Below are 16,259 nucleotides of genomic sequence, written 5' to 3' on the forward strand. Positions count from 1 at the left end.
TGTATTGGTTCAAAAATAAGGAAAAAGCGCTATACAAAGCGCTTTTTACATTAAATTCACATATTCTTGTAACATTTGTAATATATTCTACAATAAACTGTAACATTTTGTGTGTATGATAGAATTATGTTCGAAAGGAGAATAGAATTCATGAACAGTAAAAAGTTCCAATGGACAGTCACTTCCCTACTTTCAGCAGCATCACTTTTCATTTCAGGTATTGCTACAGTGAATGCTGAAACTTACGAAGTGAAGTCTGGAGATACTCTATCAAAAATTGCACTAGAAAATAACACTTCAGTAGAAAATATTATTGCATCTAACAATTTGACCAATGAAGATTTGATCTATGCAGGACAAATTATTGAGTTAGGTGAGCGTTCAAAATCTATGATTGATAAAGTTGCTCCACAAGAGCAAGCGAAACCTGCTGAAAGTGCACCTGCAGCAGCACAAACTGCTCAAAAACAAACAACTTATGCAGCAAATGCTGCAGTGACTTCTGCACAATCAACAAATGGTGGAATTGTTCTATCAAATGGAAATACTGCTGGGGAACAAGGTTCTTATGCAGCTGCTCGTATGGCTGAAATGACTGGTGTACCTGCTTCTACTTGGGAAGCAATTATTGCCCGTGAATCAAATGGTCAAGTAAATGCAGCAAATGCTTCTGGTGCAAGTGGTTTATTCCAAACAATGCCAGGTTGGGGTTCAACTGCAACAGTTGATGATCAAATCCAGGCGGCATATAATGCATACAGCTCTCAAGGTTTGTCAGCTTGGGGTTATTAAAAAATAGGTTTACAATTTGTAAACCTATTTTTTTAATGTCTCAAGAATGTCAAGTGGAGAGTGACAAATAAAATCTGGTGAGTAAAGAAGTAGCTCTTCAAGATCTCCAAATCCCCAAGTGACGGCCACGGTTTTTATGCCAACTGTTTGACCTCCAATGAGGTCAAATTTTGTGTCTCCAATAATCACTGTCTCCTCTTTTGGAAGGTCATTGATTGACAAGGCGTATCGAATGACATCGGCTTTGTGGATACGATCTGAATTTGATCCATAAATTCCTTTAAAGTATTTATCGATACCTAAATCTTGACACATCTGTAAAGCAACTGGTTCATGTTTTGAAGTAGTTACATAAAGAGGAATGTTTTTGTCTTGTAATGCTTTCAAAGCTTCTAGTATCTGAGGAAATAGAGTTGATTTGTATTGACCTTTTTCATGATAATACTGGCGATAGATCATCACTGCTTGATCTACTAAAGTTTCAGGAAGGGTAGCTTCAAAACTAGAAATCAAAGGTGGTCCCATAAAACTACGGATAGTTTTGAGATCGGGTTGAGGAACCTTCAAAGTATCGAATGTATGTTGAAAACTCTCTGTAATTCCCTTGGAACTGTCAACTAATGTTCCATCTAAATCAAAAAATAAGGCTTGCATGCTATTCTCCAAATATCTCTTTTTGTAATCTACGTCCGGTTGGTGTTGCTGCCAATCCTCCTTCAGCTGTTTCTCTAAAGGCAGTCGGAAGACTAGATCCAACTTGGTACATGGCGTCAATCACTTCATCAACAGGTATTTTTGATTCAATACCTGCTAAGGCCATATCAGCAGCAATGAAGGCATAGCTGGCTCCCATTGCGTTTCGTTTGACACATGGAACTTCCACGAGTCCTGCTACTGGATCACAAATGAGACCAAGCATGTTTTTGATGACAAAACAGACTGCCTGACTCGCTTGATAAGGAGTTCCCCCAGCAGCTAGTGTCAATGCTGCCGCACTCATAGCTGAAGCAGAACCAACTTCTGCTTGACAACCACCTTCTGCACCTGAAATAGAAGCATTATTTGCGATGACTAAACCAAAAGCTCCAGCTGTCAGTAGAAAATCTAATTGTTGCTGACGGTTTAACCCTAATTTTTGAGTTGCCGCAGTGAGAACTGCAGGAAGACAGCCAGCAGATCCTGCAGTGGGTGTTGCACAGACCAGCCCCATTTTAGCATTGTGTTCGTTGACAGCGATAGCATTCTTTGCTGCGGTTAAGACGGTCAAGTCAGATAAAGTTTTTCCTGATTTGATATAACGATCTAATTTTGCCGCATCTCCACCAGTTAATCCACTACGAGAGTGATTTTCATTTAATCCTAACTTTACAGAATCAATCATCACTTCTAAATTACGGGTCATTAATCGGAGGACTTCTTCGCGTTCACGACCAGTTAGTTCAAATTCAGTTGCAATCATTAACTCTGCGACGTTTCCTTCGTATTGTGTGCTTGCTTGTTCTACGAGGTCTACAATTGAATAAAACATACGAACTCCTTATTTGAAAAAGTTGACATTATGAAGATGAGGAATTTGACGGATATCTTCGATCGCTGATTCACAACTCCTTGAGTCAACTTCTATAATCATAATCGCTTTTTCTCCAGCTTTTTCCCGCGTCACATTCATCTGTGCAATGTTAATATCATAGCGAGAAAGGGCTTCTGTCACATGAGCGATCATCCCAGGGACGTCTTGATGCACAATGATAATGGTTGGAGTATTCATATTTAGCGAGATAGCAAAGCCATTTAACTCAGTAACCTGTATATTCCCACCACCAATGGAGATTCCAGTGACAGAAATCGTTTTATGGTCATTTTTTACAGTAATGGTTGTTGTGTTGGGGTGAGGAGCATTGCTCTCTTTTTGAATAGACCAAACAATCCGAATGCCTCGTTCATGTGCAATTTTTAGACTATCTGGGATTCTAGGGTCATCTGTGTCCATTCCTAAGATGCCCGCTACTAAGGCTAAATCTGTTCCATGACCACGATAGGTTTTGGCGAAGGAATTAAATAATTGGAACTCAACTTCTTTTGGTTCCTCTCCAAAGATAGAAGAAACAATTTTACCAATTCGAACAGCACCTGCAGTGTGACTACTGGATGGGCCGATCATCACAGGTCCAATAATATCAAAAACTGATTGGAATTTTAAAGAGTTCATGCTCTGCTCCTTTGTGATCACTTTACTTCATTATATCAGATATGGCTGATGATTTCTTCTATTTTTCCCGAAATATCTGAGAAATCTTAAAGGGGGCTTAAAGCATTTATATTATCCTGGATTTTTAGTATTTCTAACATCTGACTGAAATATTTGACACATTATTTCAATAAATATGAAATATTTCTTGTGTAGTATAGAGGTATACCAATAAAGGAGTACATAATAATGAATAAAAAACAAATGATGAAACATATTATTGGACTTAGTTTACTTGCAGGACTTTTCCTTCCCATTGTAGCGAATGCAGATTCTTATACTGTAAAATCAGGTGATACTTTATCAGCTATTGCTAAAGAGAAGAACACAACGGTTGATGCGATTGCTAAGAAAAATAAGATTAGTAACGTGAACCTTATCTCAGTTGGTCAAGTTCTTGAGATTGAAGATGCAAAAACAACGCAGAAAACTACGGAGCAAGCTACTACTAGTAAAACGGATACTACACAAGCAACAACGACTGTCTCTGCTTCAGATGGCTTGAGTGCGGAAGATGCAGCTGCTAAGGAATGGATTGCCCAAAAAGAATCAAGTGGTAGTTATACAGCACAAAATGGCCAATATTATGGTCGTTACCAATTAACTCTCACCTATTTGAATGGTGATTTATCACCTGCAAACCAAGAAAAAGTGGCCAATCAATACGTTGTCAACCGTTATGGATCATGGTCAGCAGCTAAAAATTTCTGGTTGGCAAATGGCTGGTATTAAATTCGTTTAAAAAGAGTCCTTGAATAAGACTCTTTTTAAATTTACAGCTCTGTAAACGTATCATTAATTAGAGAGGACTAGGGCGGTCAAATGCTTGTTTTCTTCTATAAAGCGTGTTAAAATGGTAACTGCTCAAAACGACCTTCAATCGTTGAAGCAAACCACGACCTTCAATCGTGAGTAACGAAAAGATGGGAGAAACCTATGAGTGATAACTCGAAAACACGTGTTGTTGTTGGTATGAGTGGCGGTGTCGATTCATCTGTAACGGCTTTGTTGTTAAAGCAACAGGGTTACGATGTCATCGGCATCTTCATGAAAAACTGGGACGACACAGACGAAAATGGTGTCTGTACAGCTACAGAAGATTACAAAGATGTAGCAGCAGTTGCAGACCAGATTGGCATTCCTTACTATTCTGTCAACTTTGAGAAAGAATATTGGGATCGTGTCTTTGAATATTTCCTTGCTGAATACCGAGCTGGTCGGACACCAAATCCGGATGTCATGTGTAATAAGGAAATCAAATTTAAGGCCTTTCTAGATTACGCTATGACCCTCGGTGCCGATTATATAGCGACAGGGCACTATGCACGCGTGACGCGTGATGCGGATGGCGTTGTCCATATGTTACGTGGCGTTGACAATGGAAAGGATCAAACTTATTTCTTAAGCCAATTGTCACAAGAACAACTTCAAAAAACCATGTTTCCGTTGGGGCATTTAGAAAAGCCTGAGGTTCGCCGGTTAGCAGAAGAGGCTGGACTAGCAACGGCTAAAAAGAAAGATTCCACTGGAATCTGCTTTATCGGAGAAAAGAATTTCAAAGAGTTTCTCAGCAACTATCTACCTGCTCAGCCAGGCCGAATGATGACCGTAGATGGACGAGATATGGGTGAACATGCCGGTTTGATGTATTACACGATCGGTCAGCGTGGTGGTCTTGGAATTGGTGGACAACAGGGTGGAGACAATGCTCCATGGTTTGTAGTGGGGAAAGACCTTAGTCAAAATATTCTTTACGTTGGTCAAGGCTTCTATCATGATGCACTGATGTCAACAAGTTTACAGGCTAGTCAAGTTCACTTTACACGAGATATGCCAGAAGAATTTGAAATGGAATGTACAGCAAAAATCCGTTATCGTCAACCTGATAGTAAAGTTACTGTAAAGGTTAAAGGTGATAAAGCAGAGGTTATTTTTGCTGAACCTCAGCGTGCTATTACACCAGGACAAGCTGTTGTTTTTTACGACGGGGAAGAGTGTCTAGGCGGTGGCTTGATTGATAATGCTTATCGAGATGGAAAAGTTTGTCAGTATATTTAAATTGACAAATTTTCTCAATTTGCTACAATAAGAAAAGCAATAGAAATGATGGTCAAAGCTCATGGATGTTGCAGGCTTTTTTGTCCTGCACTTCTCAGAGTTTTGACTATTTTTGTGTGATTTTGAAAGGAAGTAAAATGAGGCAACAGGATTTTCGTACGAAAATAGGTTCTACTGTTTTTGGCGTGAGAGCGACTGCTTTGATTGTAAAAGATAATCGCTTGTTCGTCATAGAAGATGAGGACGGCTGTTATACAATCGGAGGTGCTATTCAAGTCAATGAAACTACAGAAGATGCTGTAGTTCGGGAAGTCAAAGAGGAACTTGGTGTCACATCTACAGCAGGTCCGTTAGCTTTCGTGGTTGAAAATCACTTTGAACAAGCTGGAATCCACTACCATAACATTGAATTTCATTATTTGGTGGACCTGCTGGAAGATGCACCTTTGGTCATGCAGGAAGATACAAAGCAATTACCTTGCCGTTGGATTGCTTTAGATGATTTACACACTGTTGACCTGAAACCAGCCTTTTTAAAATCAGCCCTACCAGAATGGGACGGAAAATTACGACACATCCATCTTGAGAAATAGGAGAAAAAATGACTTATAATTTTATTGAAGAATACGATATCATTGTAATCGGTGCTGGGCATGCAGGAGTAGAAGCCTCTCTAGCTGCTAGCCGTATGGGTTGCAAGGTCTTACTTGCGACTATTAACATTGAAATGCTAGCTTTTATGCCTTGTAATCCATCTATTGGTGGATCTGCTAAAGGGATTGTTGTCCGTGAAGTAGATGCACTTGGCGGAGAAATGGCGAAGAACATCGATAAGACCTACATCCAAATGAAAATGCTCAATACTGGTAAAGGTCCTGCGGTTCGTGCACTTCGCGCTCAAGCAGACAAAGAACTTTACTCAAAAGAAATGCGAAAAACGGTTGAAAACCAAGATAATTTAACTCTTCGCCAAACTATGATTGATGAGATTTTGGTGGAGAATGGTAAGGTTGTTGGTGTAAGGACTGCGACTCACCAAGAGTATGGGGCAAAGGCTGTTATTGTCACTACTGGGACAGCTTTACGCGGAGAAATTATCATTGGAGATCTCAAGTATTCGTCAGGACCTAATCATAGTCTAGCTTCTATCAATTTGGCCGATAATCTCAAACAGCTAGGATTAGAAATTGGACGTTTCAAAACAGGGACACCACCTCGTGTAAAGGCATCGTCAATTAATTATGACGAAACGGAAATTCAACCTGGAGATGAAGCTCCAAATCATTTTTCTTATACATCGCGTGATGAAGATTATGTAAAGGATCAGGTTCCTTGTTGGTTGACTTATACGAATGGGCATAGCCATGAAATTATCCAGAATAATTTACACCGAGCACCTATGTTTACAGGGGTTGTAAAGGGAGTGGGTCCTCGCTATTGTCCGTCCATTGAGGATAAAATTGTCCGTTTTGCTGACAAAGAGCGTCATCAACTATTCTTAGAACCTGAGGGGCGAAATACAGAAGAAGTCTATGTTCAAGGGCTGTCAACGAGTTTACCAGAGGATGTTCAACGGGATCTCGTCCATTCTATTAAGGGACTTGAGAAGGCAGAAATGATGCGAACGGGTTATGCAATTGAGTATGATATGGTGTTGCCTCATCAATTGCGCGCAACTTTGGAAACTAAGAAAATTTCAGGTCTCTTTACAGCTGGCCAAACCAATGGAACGTCTGGCTATGAGGAGGCTGCTGGTCAAGGGATTATTGCAGGGATCAATGCGGCTCTAAAAATCCAAGGAAAACCGGAACTCATTTTGAAACGCAGTGATGGTTATATTGGGGTCATGATCGATGACTTGGTAACAAAGGGAACGATCGAACCGTATCGTTTGTTAACAAGCCGTGCAGAATACCGTCTGATTTTGCGTCATGATAATGCCGATATGCGCTTGACAGAAATGGGACGAGCAATTGGATTGGTAGATGATGAACGTTGGCAACGTTTCGAAACCAAGAAGTATCAGTTTGAAAACGAGATGAAGCGTTTGGATAGCATTAAGTTAAAGCCTGTAAAGGAAACGAACGAGAAGGTTGCAGCACTAGGCTTTAAACCTTTGACAGATGCTGTCACTGCTAAAGAATTCTTGCGAAGACCAGAAGTCTCTTACCAAGATGTGGTAGAATTTATCGGTCCTGCAGCTGAAGAACTGGATAATAAAATCATTGAATTGATTGAAACTGAAATTAAATACGAAGGCTATATTTCAAAAGCAATGGACCAAGTCGAAAAAATGAAGCGTATGGAAGAAAAAAGAATTCCTGCGAATATTGACTGGGATGATATTGACTCCATCGCAACCGAAGCTCGTCAAAAATTTAAATTAATTAATCCAGAAACGATTGGTCAAGCAAGTCGTATCTCAGGTGTCAATCCAGCGGATATCTCTATTTTAATGGTTTACTTGGAAGGTAAATCTCGGAGTATCTCCAAAAACAAAGCAAACCACTAATCAAATGAGGCTGAGATGATGTTTCAGCCTCAATTTTATGGATTGAAATCTGTTGTTACTGTTTACACAGTTGTAAACCTTGTTTACAAAGTAGTGAAACCGAGGAAAAGCTTTTTACGGGTCAATCTTCTCTGTAATATAGAGAGAAACCTCGCTTTTTACCTCTATTTATGGTATAATTCCGAGAAGAGGTTTATGATGAAAAAATTTCGTTTATCGTTCATCCATTATGTGTTAATTGGTTTTATTTCATTTGCAATTTTAGCAATTTTTTTAAGAATCTTTGGCAAAGGCTATGTAACTCTTATTGCAATTTTTTTAGTCTTAGCTGGATTGATTGCTTTATTTGAATACCAGTTACAAATTTCAGAGTTAGATGAATTAGAACAAATACAATACGTTAACCATCAGGCAGAAAGCGGATTAGCATCCCTCCTTGATAAAATGCCTGTTGGAGTTATCAAAATTAATGAAGAGACAAATGAAGTAGAGTGGTTCAACCCTTATGCTGAATTGATTTTTTCAACAGATGATGGGGACTTTGATGTTGAATCCTTGAAAAAGTTACTCAATACTCTGTTTGAGGATAAAGGTCATTATGTCACTGTAGCCGATAAGAAATATTCTGTTTACTTTGATCAGACGTCTAGTGTTGTTTACTTTTTTGATGTTTCAAGTGAATATGAAGCAACTGTGGGATTGGTGACAACTCGTCCTGTTATCGGTATTATTTCTGTTGATAACTATGATGATCTAGAAGATGTCATTTCAGACTCTGATATTAGCAATATCAATAGTTTTATTGCCAACTTTGTAGAAGAGTTTACAGCTCATTACCATATGTTTTACAGACGTGTGGGGATGGATCGTTTCTATTTGTTTACAGACTACACGGTCTTAGAACAGTTGATGGAATCAAAATTTTCTGTCATCGATCAATTCCGTGAAGAAGCTAAAAATCGTGAGCTACCTATTACCTTAAGTATGGGATTCTCGTATGGTGACGGGGAGCATGATGAGATTGGTAAAGTGGCTCTCTTGAACCTAAACCTTGCGGAAGTTCGTGGTGGGGATCAAGCGGTTGTCAAGGAAAATGATGAACAGAAAAACCCTATTTTCTTTGGTGGTGGAACAGCTTCGGCTGTGAAGCGGACTCGGACTCGCACACGCGCTATGATGACAGCTATTTCGGATAAGATTAAATCCGTTGATCAAGTCTTCATTGTTGGACATAGAAACTTGGATATGGACGCTTTAGGAGCGTCTGTGGGAATGCAGTTTTTCTCTAGCAATATTTTGGCCTCCTCTTATGTGGTCTATGACCCGCATGCAATGGCTAGTGATATTTCAAGAGCAATTGCGAAACTAGAAGAAGAGCAGGTGACGAAAATCCTTCCCCTAGAGGAAGCCATGCAAATGGTGACGGATCGCTCTTTGTTAATTATGGTTGACCATTCTAAGACAGCCTTGACTCTTTCAAAAGAGTTTTATCAGGAATTTCAACAGATTATTGTCATTGACCATCACCGTCGGGATGATGATTTCCCTGAAAATGTTCTGATCACCTATATTGAAAGTGGAGCAAGTAGTGCGAGCGAATTGGTTAGTGAACTTATTCAGTTCCAGAAGTCGAAGAAAAATCGGTTAACGAAGATTCAAGCTAGTGTCTTGATGGCTGGGATTATGCTGGATACTAAGAACTTCTCCGCACGTGTTACGAGTCGGACCTTTGATGTGGCGAGTTACCTTCGTTCAAGAGGTAGTGATAGTGTAACCATCCAGGAGATCTCTGCGATTCAGTTTGATGAGTACCGCGAAGTGAACGAACTGATCTTGACTGGTGAAAAGATTTTGCCGCATATCATCGTAGCTTGTGCCAATACGACTAAAGCCTATGATTCAGTAACTATTAGTAAAGCAGCTGATAGTATGCTGGCCATGTCTGAGGTGGAAGCAACCTTTGTCATTGCTTGTAATCAAAGTGGGACTGTCTCGATTTCTGCACGAAGTCGAAGCAAAGTCAATGTACAGCGTATCATGGAACAGCTTGGCGGAGGAGGTCATTTCAACTCGGCAGCCTCTCAAATTGAGGGTCAAGATTTGCTGAGTATTCGTCAACAATTGATTGAGACTATTGAAAACGAAGTAACTATTGAAAAGGAGAATGTAGAATGAAAGTTATTTTCTTAGCGGATGTAAAAGGTAAAGGTAAAAAAGGCGAAATTAAAGAAGTGCCTACTGGTTATGCACAAAACTTTTTGATCAAGAAAAATCTTGCGAAAGAAGCCAATGCCCAAGCAATCGGTGAACTTCGTGGAAAGCAAAAGTCAGAAGAAAAAGCGCATGCTGAATTGTTAGCAGAAGCGCAAAAGATTAAAGCGAAATTAGAAGAAGAAGCAACTGTTGTTCAATTCACTGAAAAAATTGGGCCAGATGGCCGAACTTTCGGCTCTATTACCAATAAAAAGATTGCAGAAGAACTTGAGAAACAATTTGGCATTAAGATTGATAAACGTCATATCCAAGTTTCCTCTCCAATTCGTTCAACAGGTTTGATTGACGTCCCTGTAAAAATTTATCAAGATGTTACAGGTGTGATTAATATTCGTGTAAACGAAGGGTAAGCACGATCGATAGAAAGGTTTTTTTATGGCTGAGATAGAGGAATTACGAACACAACCTCAAGATATCCAAGCTGAACAATCAGTGTTGGGAGCCATTTTTATTGATGAGGGGAAATTGGTCTTTGTTCGTGAATATATCGAGCCTGGCGATTTCTTTAAGTACTCGCACCGTTTGATTTTTAAAGCCATGATCGATCTAGCTGACCGCGGGGATGCGATTGATGCGACGACTGTTCGAAATATTTTAGATAGTCAGGGGGATCTCCAAAATATTGGCGGTCTCTCCTATTTGGTAGAAGTCATTAATTCGGTACCAACTTCAGCTAACGCGGAGTATTACGCGAAGATTGTTGCCGAAAAAGCTGTCTTACGTCGATTGATCTCTCGATTAACGGAAAGTATTAATCAAGCTTATGATGGCGCAAGTCCTTCAGATGAAATCATTGCGGGTGCTGAAAAAGCTCTGATTGATGTTAGTGAAAACGCAAATCGTAGTGGATTTAAAAATATTCGAGACATCTTGAATATAAATTTTGGTAGCTTAGAAGCTCGTTCGCTTCAAACCTCTGATATTACGGGTATTGCGACAGGCTATCGCGATTTGGACCATATGACGACGGGGCTACATGAGGAAGAGTTGATTATTTTAGCGGCTCGTCCTGCAGTAGGGAAAACAGCCTTTGCTCTCAATATTGCTCAAAATATCGGGACAAAGTTGGATAAGACAGTGGCTATTTTCTCATTAGAAATGGGTGCTGAAAGTTTGGTAGACCGGATGCTAGCTGCTGAAGGCTTGATTGAATCCCATTCGATTCGTACAGGTCAATTGACGGATGAAGAGTGGCGAAAATATGCCATTGCTCAAGGAAATTTGGCCAATGCGAGTATTTACATCGATGATACCCCGGGAATTCGGATCACTGAGATTCGTTCGAGAGCAAGAAAATTAGCGCAGGAAACAGGGAATCTCGGTCTTATTCTGATTGACTACCTGCAGCTGATTACAGGGACTGGAAGAGAAAACCGTCAACAGGAAGTTTCAGAAATTTCTCGTCAGTTAAAAATTTTGGCTAAGGAACTAAAAGTTCCCGTCATTGCTTTGAGTCAGCTGTCACGTGGCGTGGAACAGCGCCAAGATAAACGTCCGGTTCTTTCTGATATTCGTGAATCTGGATCGATTGAGCAGGATGCGGATATTGTTGCTTTCTTGTACCGTGATGATTATTATGATCGAGCTGGTGAAGAGGAAGAAGATGGAATGCCTAATAATACGGTTGAAGTGATTATCGAGAAAAACCGTTCAGGTGCGCGTGGGACAGTCGAATTAATATTCCAAAAGGAATACAATAAATTCTCAAGTATTTCAAAGAGAGAGGATCAATAAGATGAGTGATGCATTTACAGATGTTGCAAAAATGAAAAAAATTAAGGAAGAAATCAAGGCCCATGAAGGACAAGTGGTTGAAATGACACTTGAAAATGGACGGAAACGTCAAAAAAATAAATTTGGACGCTTAATTGAGGTCTATCCTTCTTTATTTATTATCGAGTATACGAACGACAATAGCTTACCAGGTGAACCGGCCAATACATACGTGGAGTCTTACACCTATTCAGATATTTTAACAGAGAAGAATTTAATTCGTTATTTGGATTAATTTCTTGCTTTTATCGTCAAAATCAGTTATTATAATAAATACATATGGGAGTCTGTGTACAGTCTGAGAGGAAGTGTAAGCTTCGACCGCACCTGATCTGGGTAATGCCAGCGTAGGAAACAAATGAAATGTATTTTTCGTTATGAGTGACCTTGTGCAATCCGTCTCCTATTTTGGAGGCGTTTTTTATTTGTGAGAAAGGAGGTTACGATGTCTCTTGTAAAAAGATATTCAAAACAGTTGATAGGATTTGCAGGTTTTAGCAGCCTTCTTGTCTTATGGCAGTTAGCAGGATTTTTAAATATCCTCCCCAAATTTGTATTACCAACGCCACTTGAAATTGGGAATGCCTTTGTACGAGATCGAGCTCTCCTGATTCATCACAGTTTGTCTACCCTTCAAGTGGCCTTGATCGGACTGGTTATAGGGGTTCTTCTTGCTGCTGGCTTTGCGATTCTCATGGATAGTTTTCAATGGGTGAATGATCTGGTCTATCCTTTTATGGTTGTTATTCAAACCATTCCGACGATTGCCTTGGCCCCTATCCTGGTTCTTTGGTTTGGTTATGGTATGCTTCCAAAACTGGTTTTGATCATTATTACGGTGGTATTTCCCATCGTAGTCAGTCTGTTAGATGGTTTTCGGCATTGCGATCAAGATATTCTGAGATTGTTTCAGATTATGAAAGCCAATCGCTTTCAGACTTTAGTCCATTATAAAATTCCTGCAGCGCTTCCTTATTTTTTTGCAGGTTTACGTGTGAGCGTTTCCTATGCCTTTATCAGTACGGTCGTTTCAGAATGGTTAGGAGGTTTTGATGGATTGGGGGTCTATATGATCCAATCGAAGAAGTTATTTCAGTATGATACGATGTTTGCGATCATTGTATTGATTTCTGCTATTAGTTTACTCGGTATGTTTCTCGTTGACCAATTAGAACGAACCATTCTAAAATGGAAAAAGGATTGACAAACTTGTAAATGGTGTAAAAATTAAATTGACAAAAATGTAAAAGAGGTATAGCTAATGAAAAAGTCAATAGGTTTATTTTTCTCAATAATATTGGGATTTGTTTTTTTAAGTGCTTGTCAAAATTCTGTCAAGCAATCGTCAAGTGGTTTGAAAAAGATTGATTTTATTCTAGATTGGACCCCGAATACCAATCATACGGGTCTCTATGTAGCAAAGGAAAAAGGGTATTTTAAAGATGCAGGACTGGATGTAGATATAAAACTTCCGCCGGAAGACAGTAGTTCTGATTTGATTATTAATGGGAAAGCTCCATTTGGTATTTATTTCCAAGATTCTATGGCCAAGAAATTGGATAAAGGTGCGGGGATTACCGCTGTTGCAGCTATCGTCGAACACAATACGTCAGGGATTATTTCAAGAAAAGATGCAGCGATCACAAGTCCAAAAGATTTGGTTGGTAAGAAGTATGGTACCTGGAATGATCCGATTGAGTTGGAAATGATCAAATCGATGATGAAAAAAGAGGGGGCTGATTTTAATCAAGTAAAATTGGTTCCAAATAGTGATTCAAATTCCATTACTCCGATTGAAAATAAGGTCTTTGATGCTGCTTGGATTTATCACGGTTGGGATGGAATTTTGGCTGAGCAAAAGGGAATGAAGACCAATTTCTTCTATATGAAAGATTTTGTTCCTGCATTTGACTACTATTCGCCTGTTATTATTGCTAACAATGACTATTTGAAGTCTCATAAAGAGGAAGCAAAGAAATTCATTCAAGCGGTGAAAAAAGGCTACCAATATGCTATAGAGCATCCAGAAGAAGCAGCAGATATCTTGATTAAACAGGCCCCTGCTTTGGCTAACCAGCGTGATTTTGTCCTGGCTTCTCAAAAATATCTTTCCAGTCAGTATGCTTCAGATAAGGACAAATGGGGGCAGTTTGACCCCAAGCGTTGGAATGCTTTTTATGCTTGGGCAAAAGAGCAAGGATTGGTTTCAAATGACTTAGAAGACAAAGGTTTCACAAACGAATTGGTAGGTGACTGATATTTTAACCGTAAAAGATGTAAGTTTCTCTTTTGGAGATAAAGCAGTTTTAAACAATGTATCACTAGAAGTGCAAAAAGGAGAAATTGTCTCTATTCTAGGTCCGAGTGGGGTAGGGAAATCAACCTTGTTTAATTTAATTGCTGGGATCCTTCCCTTACAAAAGGGGGCTATAGAAGTAGATAACGCCCCGATCTCCTTTGGGAAAGTCAGCTATATGCTACAAAAGGATCTTTTGTTGGAACATAAGACAGTATTGGGAAATATTATTCTTCCCCTTCAATTAAAAAAGATTCCTAAGGAAGAGGCGGCATCTACAGCTCTAAAATTGTTAGATGAATTTAAATTGGGAAGTATCGCCAACCTTTATCCCAATGCGCTGAGTGGGGGAATGCGGCAACGGGTGGCGCTATTGAGAACCTATCTTCTGGGTCATTCTGTCTTCCTATTAGATGAAGCTTTTAGTGCCTTAGATGAATTGACAAGGCAGGATCTTTATCACTGGTATCTAGACAGTAAGGAACGTCTTGGTCTCACCACTCTAGTGATCACTCATAGTATCGAAGAAGCTTTGACATTGAGTGACCGGGTCTATATTTTGAATCATAATCCCGGTGAAATTATTGCAGATCTTCCTTTAAAATGGGATCCAACAACGGATAGGGACTGGCAACAATTGCAATATAAAAAACGAATCATAGAATTATTGTCTGAATTTCATTGAAATTGTTTTGAAGGACTTTACAAAGTTTCTATTCCGTGATAGAATAGAGTTTGTGCGAAATGACAGCAGGACAAAATGAAGCTCGTCAACAGGAAGTCAGCTAGAAAAGTAACCTTTGCTGTTTGGGCGAAGGCTTTCTGAACGAATCAGGTTTGTCTAAAACGTTATTTCCTACAAAAATTATTTTTATAGGAGGACATTTCAAATGTCACGTTATACAGGACCATCTTGGAAACAATCTCGCCGTCTTGGCTTGTCACTTACAGGTACAGGTAAAGAATTGGCACGTCGTAACTACGTACCAGGTCAACACGGACCAAACAACCGTTCAAAATTGTCAGAATACGGTTTGCAATTAGCTGAAAAACAAAAACTTCGTTTCTCTTACGGACTTGGTGAAAAACAATTCCGTAACTTGTTCGTACAAGCTACTAAAGTTAAAGAAGGAACTGTCGGTTTCAACTTCATGCTTCTTTTGGAACGTCGTTTGGATAACGTTGTTTACCGTCTTGGACTTGCGACTACTCGTCGTCAAGCTCGTCAATTCGTTAACCACGGTCACATCCTTGTTGATGGAAAACGCGTTGATATTCCTTCATACCGTGTAACTCCAGGTCAAGTGATCTCAGTTCGCGAAAAATCAGCTAAAGTTCCAGCTATCCTTGAAGCTGTTGAAGCTACAGTTGGACGCCCAGCATTCGTATCATTCGATGCTGACAAACTTGAAGGTTCATTGACTCGCCTTCCAGAACGCGATGAAATCAACCCAGAAATCAACGAAGCACTTGTCGTTGAATTCTACAACAAAATGCTTTAATTTTAAGATATATCTTACGAAAAGCCCATGGTTGTGGGCTTTTTGTTTTGTCTTAAACCGTTGATTTCTGGGTTAGCTACCCTTTTTGTTTTCTTAAAACCTAAAACTGCTAATAAAAAAATCCTGATCTATCTAGATCAGGAGGCACTGTTACCGTAACATTTTCATTAAAAATTCAGCCATTTGTTGAGGGCTTTCTTTTTTTCCGCGAGAAACCCACATTTGACAGACTCCGAAGAAGGCATTGGTCAGATAGACAGAACTGTAGACTCTTTCAATATCTGTTAATGATTTATGACTATAGCGCTCTTGCAAACTATCAACCAGAAGAATCTGTAATTTATGTCGTAAGAAGGTTTGGATCTCCTTGGTTCCATTCTCTGTCAGAAGAACCGCGAAGAGTGGCTCCTTGGTTAGAAATTCGAACACTTCTGTAATCGCTTGGCGCTTGTCGTCTTGGTGTTTATCAAAGATATATTCAAGCTTGTGAAAGAGTGCTTGTTGGTAGCGCTCGATCATGTCATACTTGTCTCGATAGTGGGTATAAAAGCTAGAGCGACTAATGCCGGATTCTTGTGCTAACTCAACCGTCGTGATTTGGTCGAATGATTCCTTTTCGAGTAGTCGAACCATCGCCTCCTCGATATTTCGTTTTGTTTTTAATCGTTTATTGCTCTCAGTCATCTGTTAATCCTTTTTGCACAAAATTGTACACAGTGTCTAAAAATAAGATTTTCTACTTGTGAAAATTTCTAAAAACTGTATAATCTATTATATCAGAAATTTAGACATTGTGTATAAAAA

The 16,259-nt window shown here is 39.4% G+C and carries 17 protein-coding genes and 1 riboswitch; of the genes, 13 read left to right on the forward strand and 4 right to left on the reverse strand.

What is annotated here, in order from left to right:
• The first annotated feature begins 150 nt into the window (after nucleotides 1-150).
• Nucleotides 151-792, forward strand: coding sequence for a LysM peptidoglycan-binding domain-containing protein (locus tag I2F76_RS03350; protein ID WP_023919985.1), 642 nt, complete (start codon nucleotides 151-153; stop codon nucleotides 790-792).
• 24 nt (nucleotides 793-816) lie between these two features.
• On the opposite strand, the gene I2F76_RS03355 is transcribed toward I2F76_RS03350, so the two are convergent.
• Genes I2F76_RS03355 through sdaAB form a run of 3 tightly spaced genes read right to left on the reverse strand, consistent with a single transcriptional unit; the run spans nucleotide 817 to nucleotide 3,001 of the window.
• Entirely contained in the window at nucleotides 817-1,446 is a 630-nt protein-coding gene (locus I2F76_RS03355; protein ID WP_195487236.1) for an HAD hydrolase-like protein, read from the reverse strand.
• A 1-nt stretch (nucleotide 1,447) separates the two neighbouring features.
• Nucleotides 1,448-2,320, reverse strand: a complete 873-nt coding sequence (sdaAA, locus tag I2F76_RS03360; RefSeq protein ID WP_003002222.1) for an L-serine ammonia-lyase, iron-sulfur-dependent, subunit alpha — start codon at nucleotides 2,318-2,320, stop codon at nucleotides 1,448-1,450.
• Nucleotides 2,321-2,329: 9 nt separating this feature from the next.
• Nucleotides 2,330-3,001 carry an L-serine ammonia-lyase, iron-sulfur-dependent subunit beta gene (sdaAB, locus tag I2F76_RS03365; RefSeq protein WP_031574774.1) on the reverse strand — a complete coding sequence of 224 codons (672 nt, stop codon included), beginning with the start codon at nucleotides 2,999-3,001 and terminating at the stop codon, nucleotides 2,330-2,332.
• A gap of 228 nt (nucleotides 3,002-3,229) precedes the next feature.
• On the opposite strand from sdaAB, the gene I2F76_RS03370 reads away from it, so the two are divergent.
• From I2F76_RS03370 to rpsD, 12 genes are all read left to right on the forward strand, one after another.
• Nucleotides 3,230-3,772 carry a LysM peptidoglycan-binding domain-containing protein gene (locus I2F76_RS03370; protein WP_045760055.1) on the forward strand — a complete coding sequence of 181 codons (543 nt, stop codon included), beginning with the start codon at nucleotides 3,230-3,232 and terminating at the stop codon, nucleotides 3,770-3,772.
• A gap of 204 nt (nucleotides 3,773-3,976) precedes the next feature.
• Nucleotides 3,977-5,098, forward strand: coding sequence for a tRNA 2-thiouridine(34) synthase MnmA (gene mnmA, locus I2F76_RS03375; RefSeq protein ID WP_195487237.1), 1,122 nt, complete (start codon nucleotides 3,977-3,979; stop codon nucleotides 5,096-5,098).
• A gap of 137 nt (nucleotides 5,099-5,235) precedes the next feature.
• The gene (locus I2F76_RS03380; RefSeq protein ID WP_021154145.1) at nucleotides 5,236-5,691 is read left to right on the forward strand and encodes an NUDIX hydrolase; all 456 of its coding nucleotides are present in this window, start codon (nucleotides 5,236-5,238) and stop codon (nucleotides 5,689-5,691) included.
• Nucleotides 5,692-5,699: 8 nt separating this feature from the next.
• Nucleotides 5,700-7,610 (forward strand): tRNA uridine-5-carboxymethylaminomethyl(34) synthesis enzyme MnmG, encoded by a 1,911-nt coding sequence (gene mnmG / locus I2F76_RS03385; protein ID WP_021154144.1) that lies wholly within the window; start codon nucleotides 5,700-5,702, stop codon nucleotides 7,608-7,610.
• Between the two features lie 195 nt (nucleotides 7,611-7,805).
• Nucleotides 7,806-9,785: a DHH family phosphoesterase gene (locus I2F76_RS03390; RefSeq protein ID WP_195487238.1), complete on the forward strand. Its 1,980-nt coding sequence runs from the start codon at nucleotides 7,806-7,808 to the stop codon at nucleotides 9,783-9,785.
• The gene (rplI, locus tag I2F76_RS03395) at nucleotides 9,782-10,234 is read left to right on the forward strand and encodes a 50S ribosomal protein L9 (protein ID WP_003002156.1); all 453 of its coding nucleotides are present in this window, start codon (nucleotides 9,782-9,784) and stop codon (nucleotides 10,232-10,234) included. The genes I2F76_RS03390 and rplI overlap by 4 nt, the downstream gene beginning before the upstream one ends.
• Before the next feature lie 25 nt (nucleotides 10,235-10,259).
• Nucleotides 10,260-11,618, forward strand: coding sequence for a replicative DNA helicase (gene dnaB, locus I2F76_RS03400; protein WP_014714093.1), 1,359 nt, complete (start codon nucleotides 10,260-10,262; stop codon nucleotides 11,616-11,618).
• A gap of 1 nt (nucleotide 11,619) precedes the next feature.
• A complete protein-coding gene (locus I2F76_RS03405) occupies nucleotides 11,620-11,892 on the forward strand; it encodes a Veg family protein (RefSeq protein WP_003009183.1) in 273 nt (90 codons plus the stop codon).
• A 34-nt stretch (nucleotides 11,893-11,926) separates the two neighbouring features.
• Nucleotides 11,927-12,028: riboswitch (TPP riboswitch) on the forward strand.
• 74 nt (nucleotides 12,029-12,102) lie between these two features.
• Complete coding sequence (locus I2F76_RS03410; protein WP_070675871.1) at nucleotides 12,103-12,861, forward strand: ABC transporter permease; 759 nt, start codon at nucleotides 12,103-12,105, stop codon at nucleotides 12,859-12,861.
• A gap of 57 nt (nucleotides 12,862-12,918) precedes the next feature.
• Nucleotides 12,919-13,914, forward strand: a complete 996-nt coding sequence (locus I2F76_RS03415; protein WP_045760050.1) for an ABC transporter substrate-binding protein — start codon at nucleotides 12,919-12,921, stop codon at nucleotides 13,912-13,914.
• On the forward strand, nucleotides 13,907-14,638 hold the full coding sequence (locus I2F76_RS03420) for an ABC transporter ATP-binding protein (protein ID WP_195487239.1): 732 nt from the start codon (nucleotides 13,907-13,909) through the stop codon (nucleotides 14,636-14,638). The genes I2F76_RS03415 and I2F76_RS03420 overlap by 8 nt, the downstream gene beginning before the upstream one ends.
• A gap of 205 nt (nucleotides 14,639-14,843) precedes the next feature.
• The gene (rpsD, locus tag I2F76_RS03425; RefSeq protein ID WP_003002210.1) at nucleotides 14,844-15,455 is read left to right on the forward strand and encodes a 30S ribosomal protein S4; all 612 of its coding nucleotides are present in this window, start codon (nucleotides 14,844-14,846) and stop codon (nucleotides 15,453-15,455) included.
• A 150-nt stretch (nucleotides 15,456-15,605) separates the two neighbouring features.
• Here rpsD and I2F76_RS03430 read toward each other — a convergent pair whose 3' ends face one another.
• Entirely contained in the window at nucleotides 15,606-16,139 is a 534-nt protein-coding gene (locus I2F76_RS03430; RefSeq protein ID WP_003001962.1) for a TetR/AcrR family transcriptional regulator, read from the reverse strand.
• Nucleotides 16,140-16,259: the final 120 nt, after the last annotated feature.

The sequence above is a fragment of the Streptococcus parasanguinis genome, assembly GCF_015557775.1.
Taxonomy (GTDB): Bacteria; Bacillota; Bacilli; order Lactobacillales; family Streptococcaceae; genus Streptococcus; species Streptococcus parasanguinis_AA.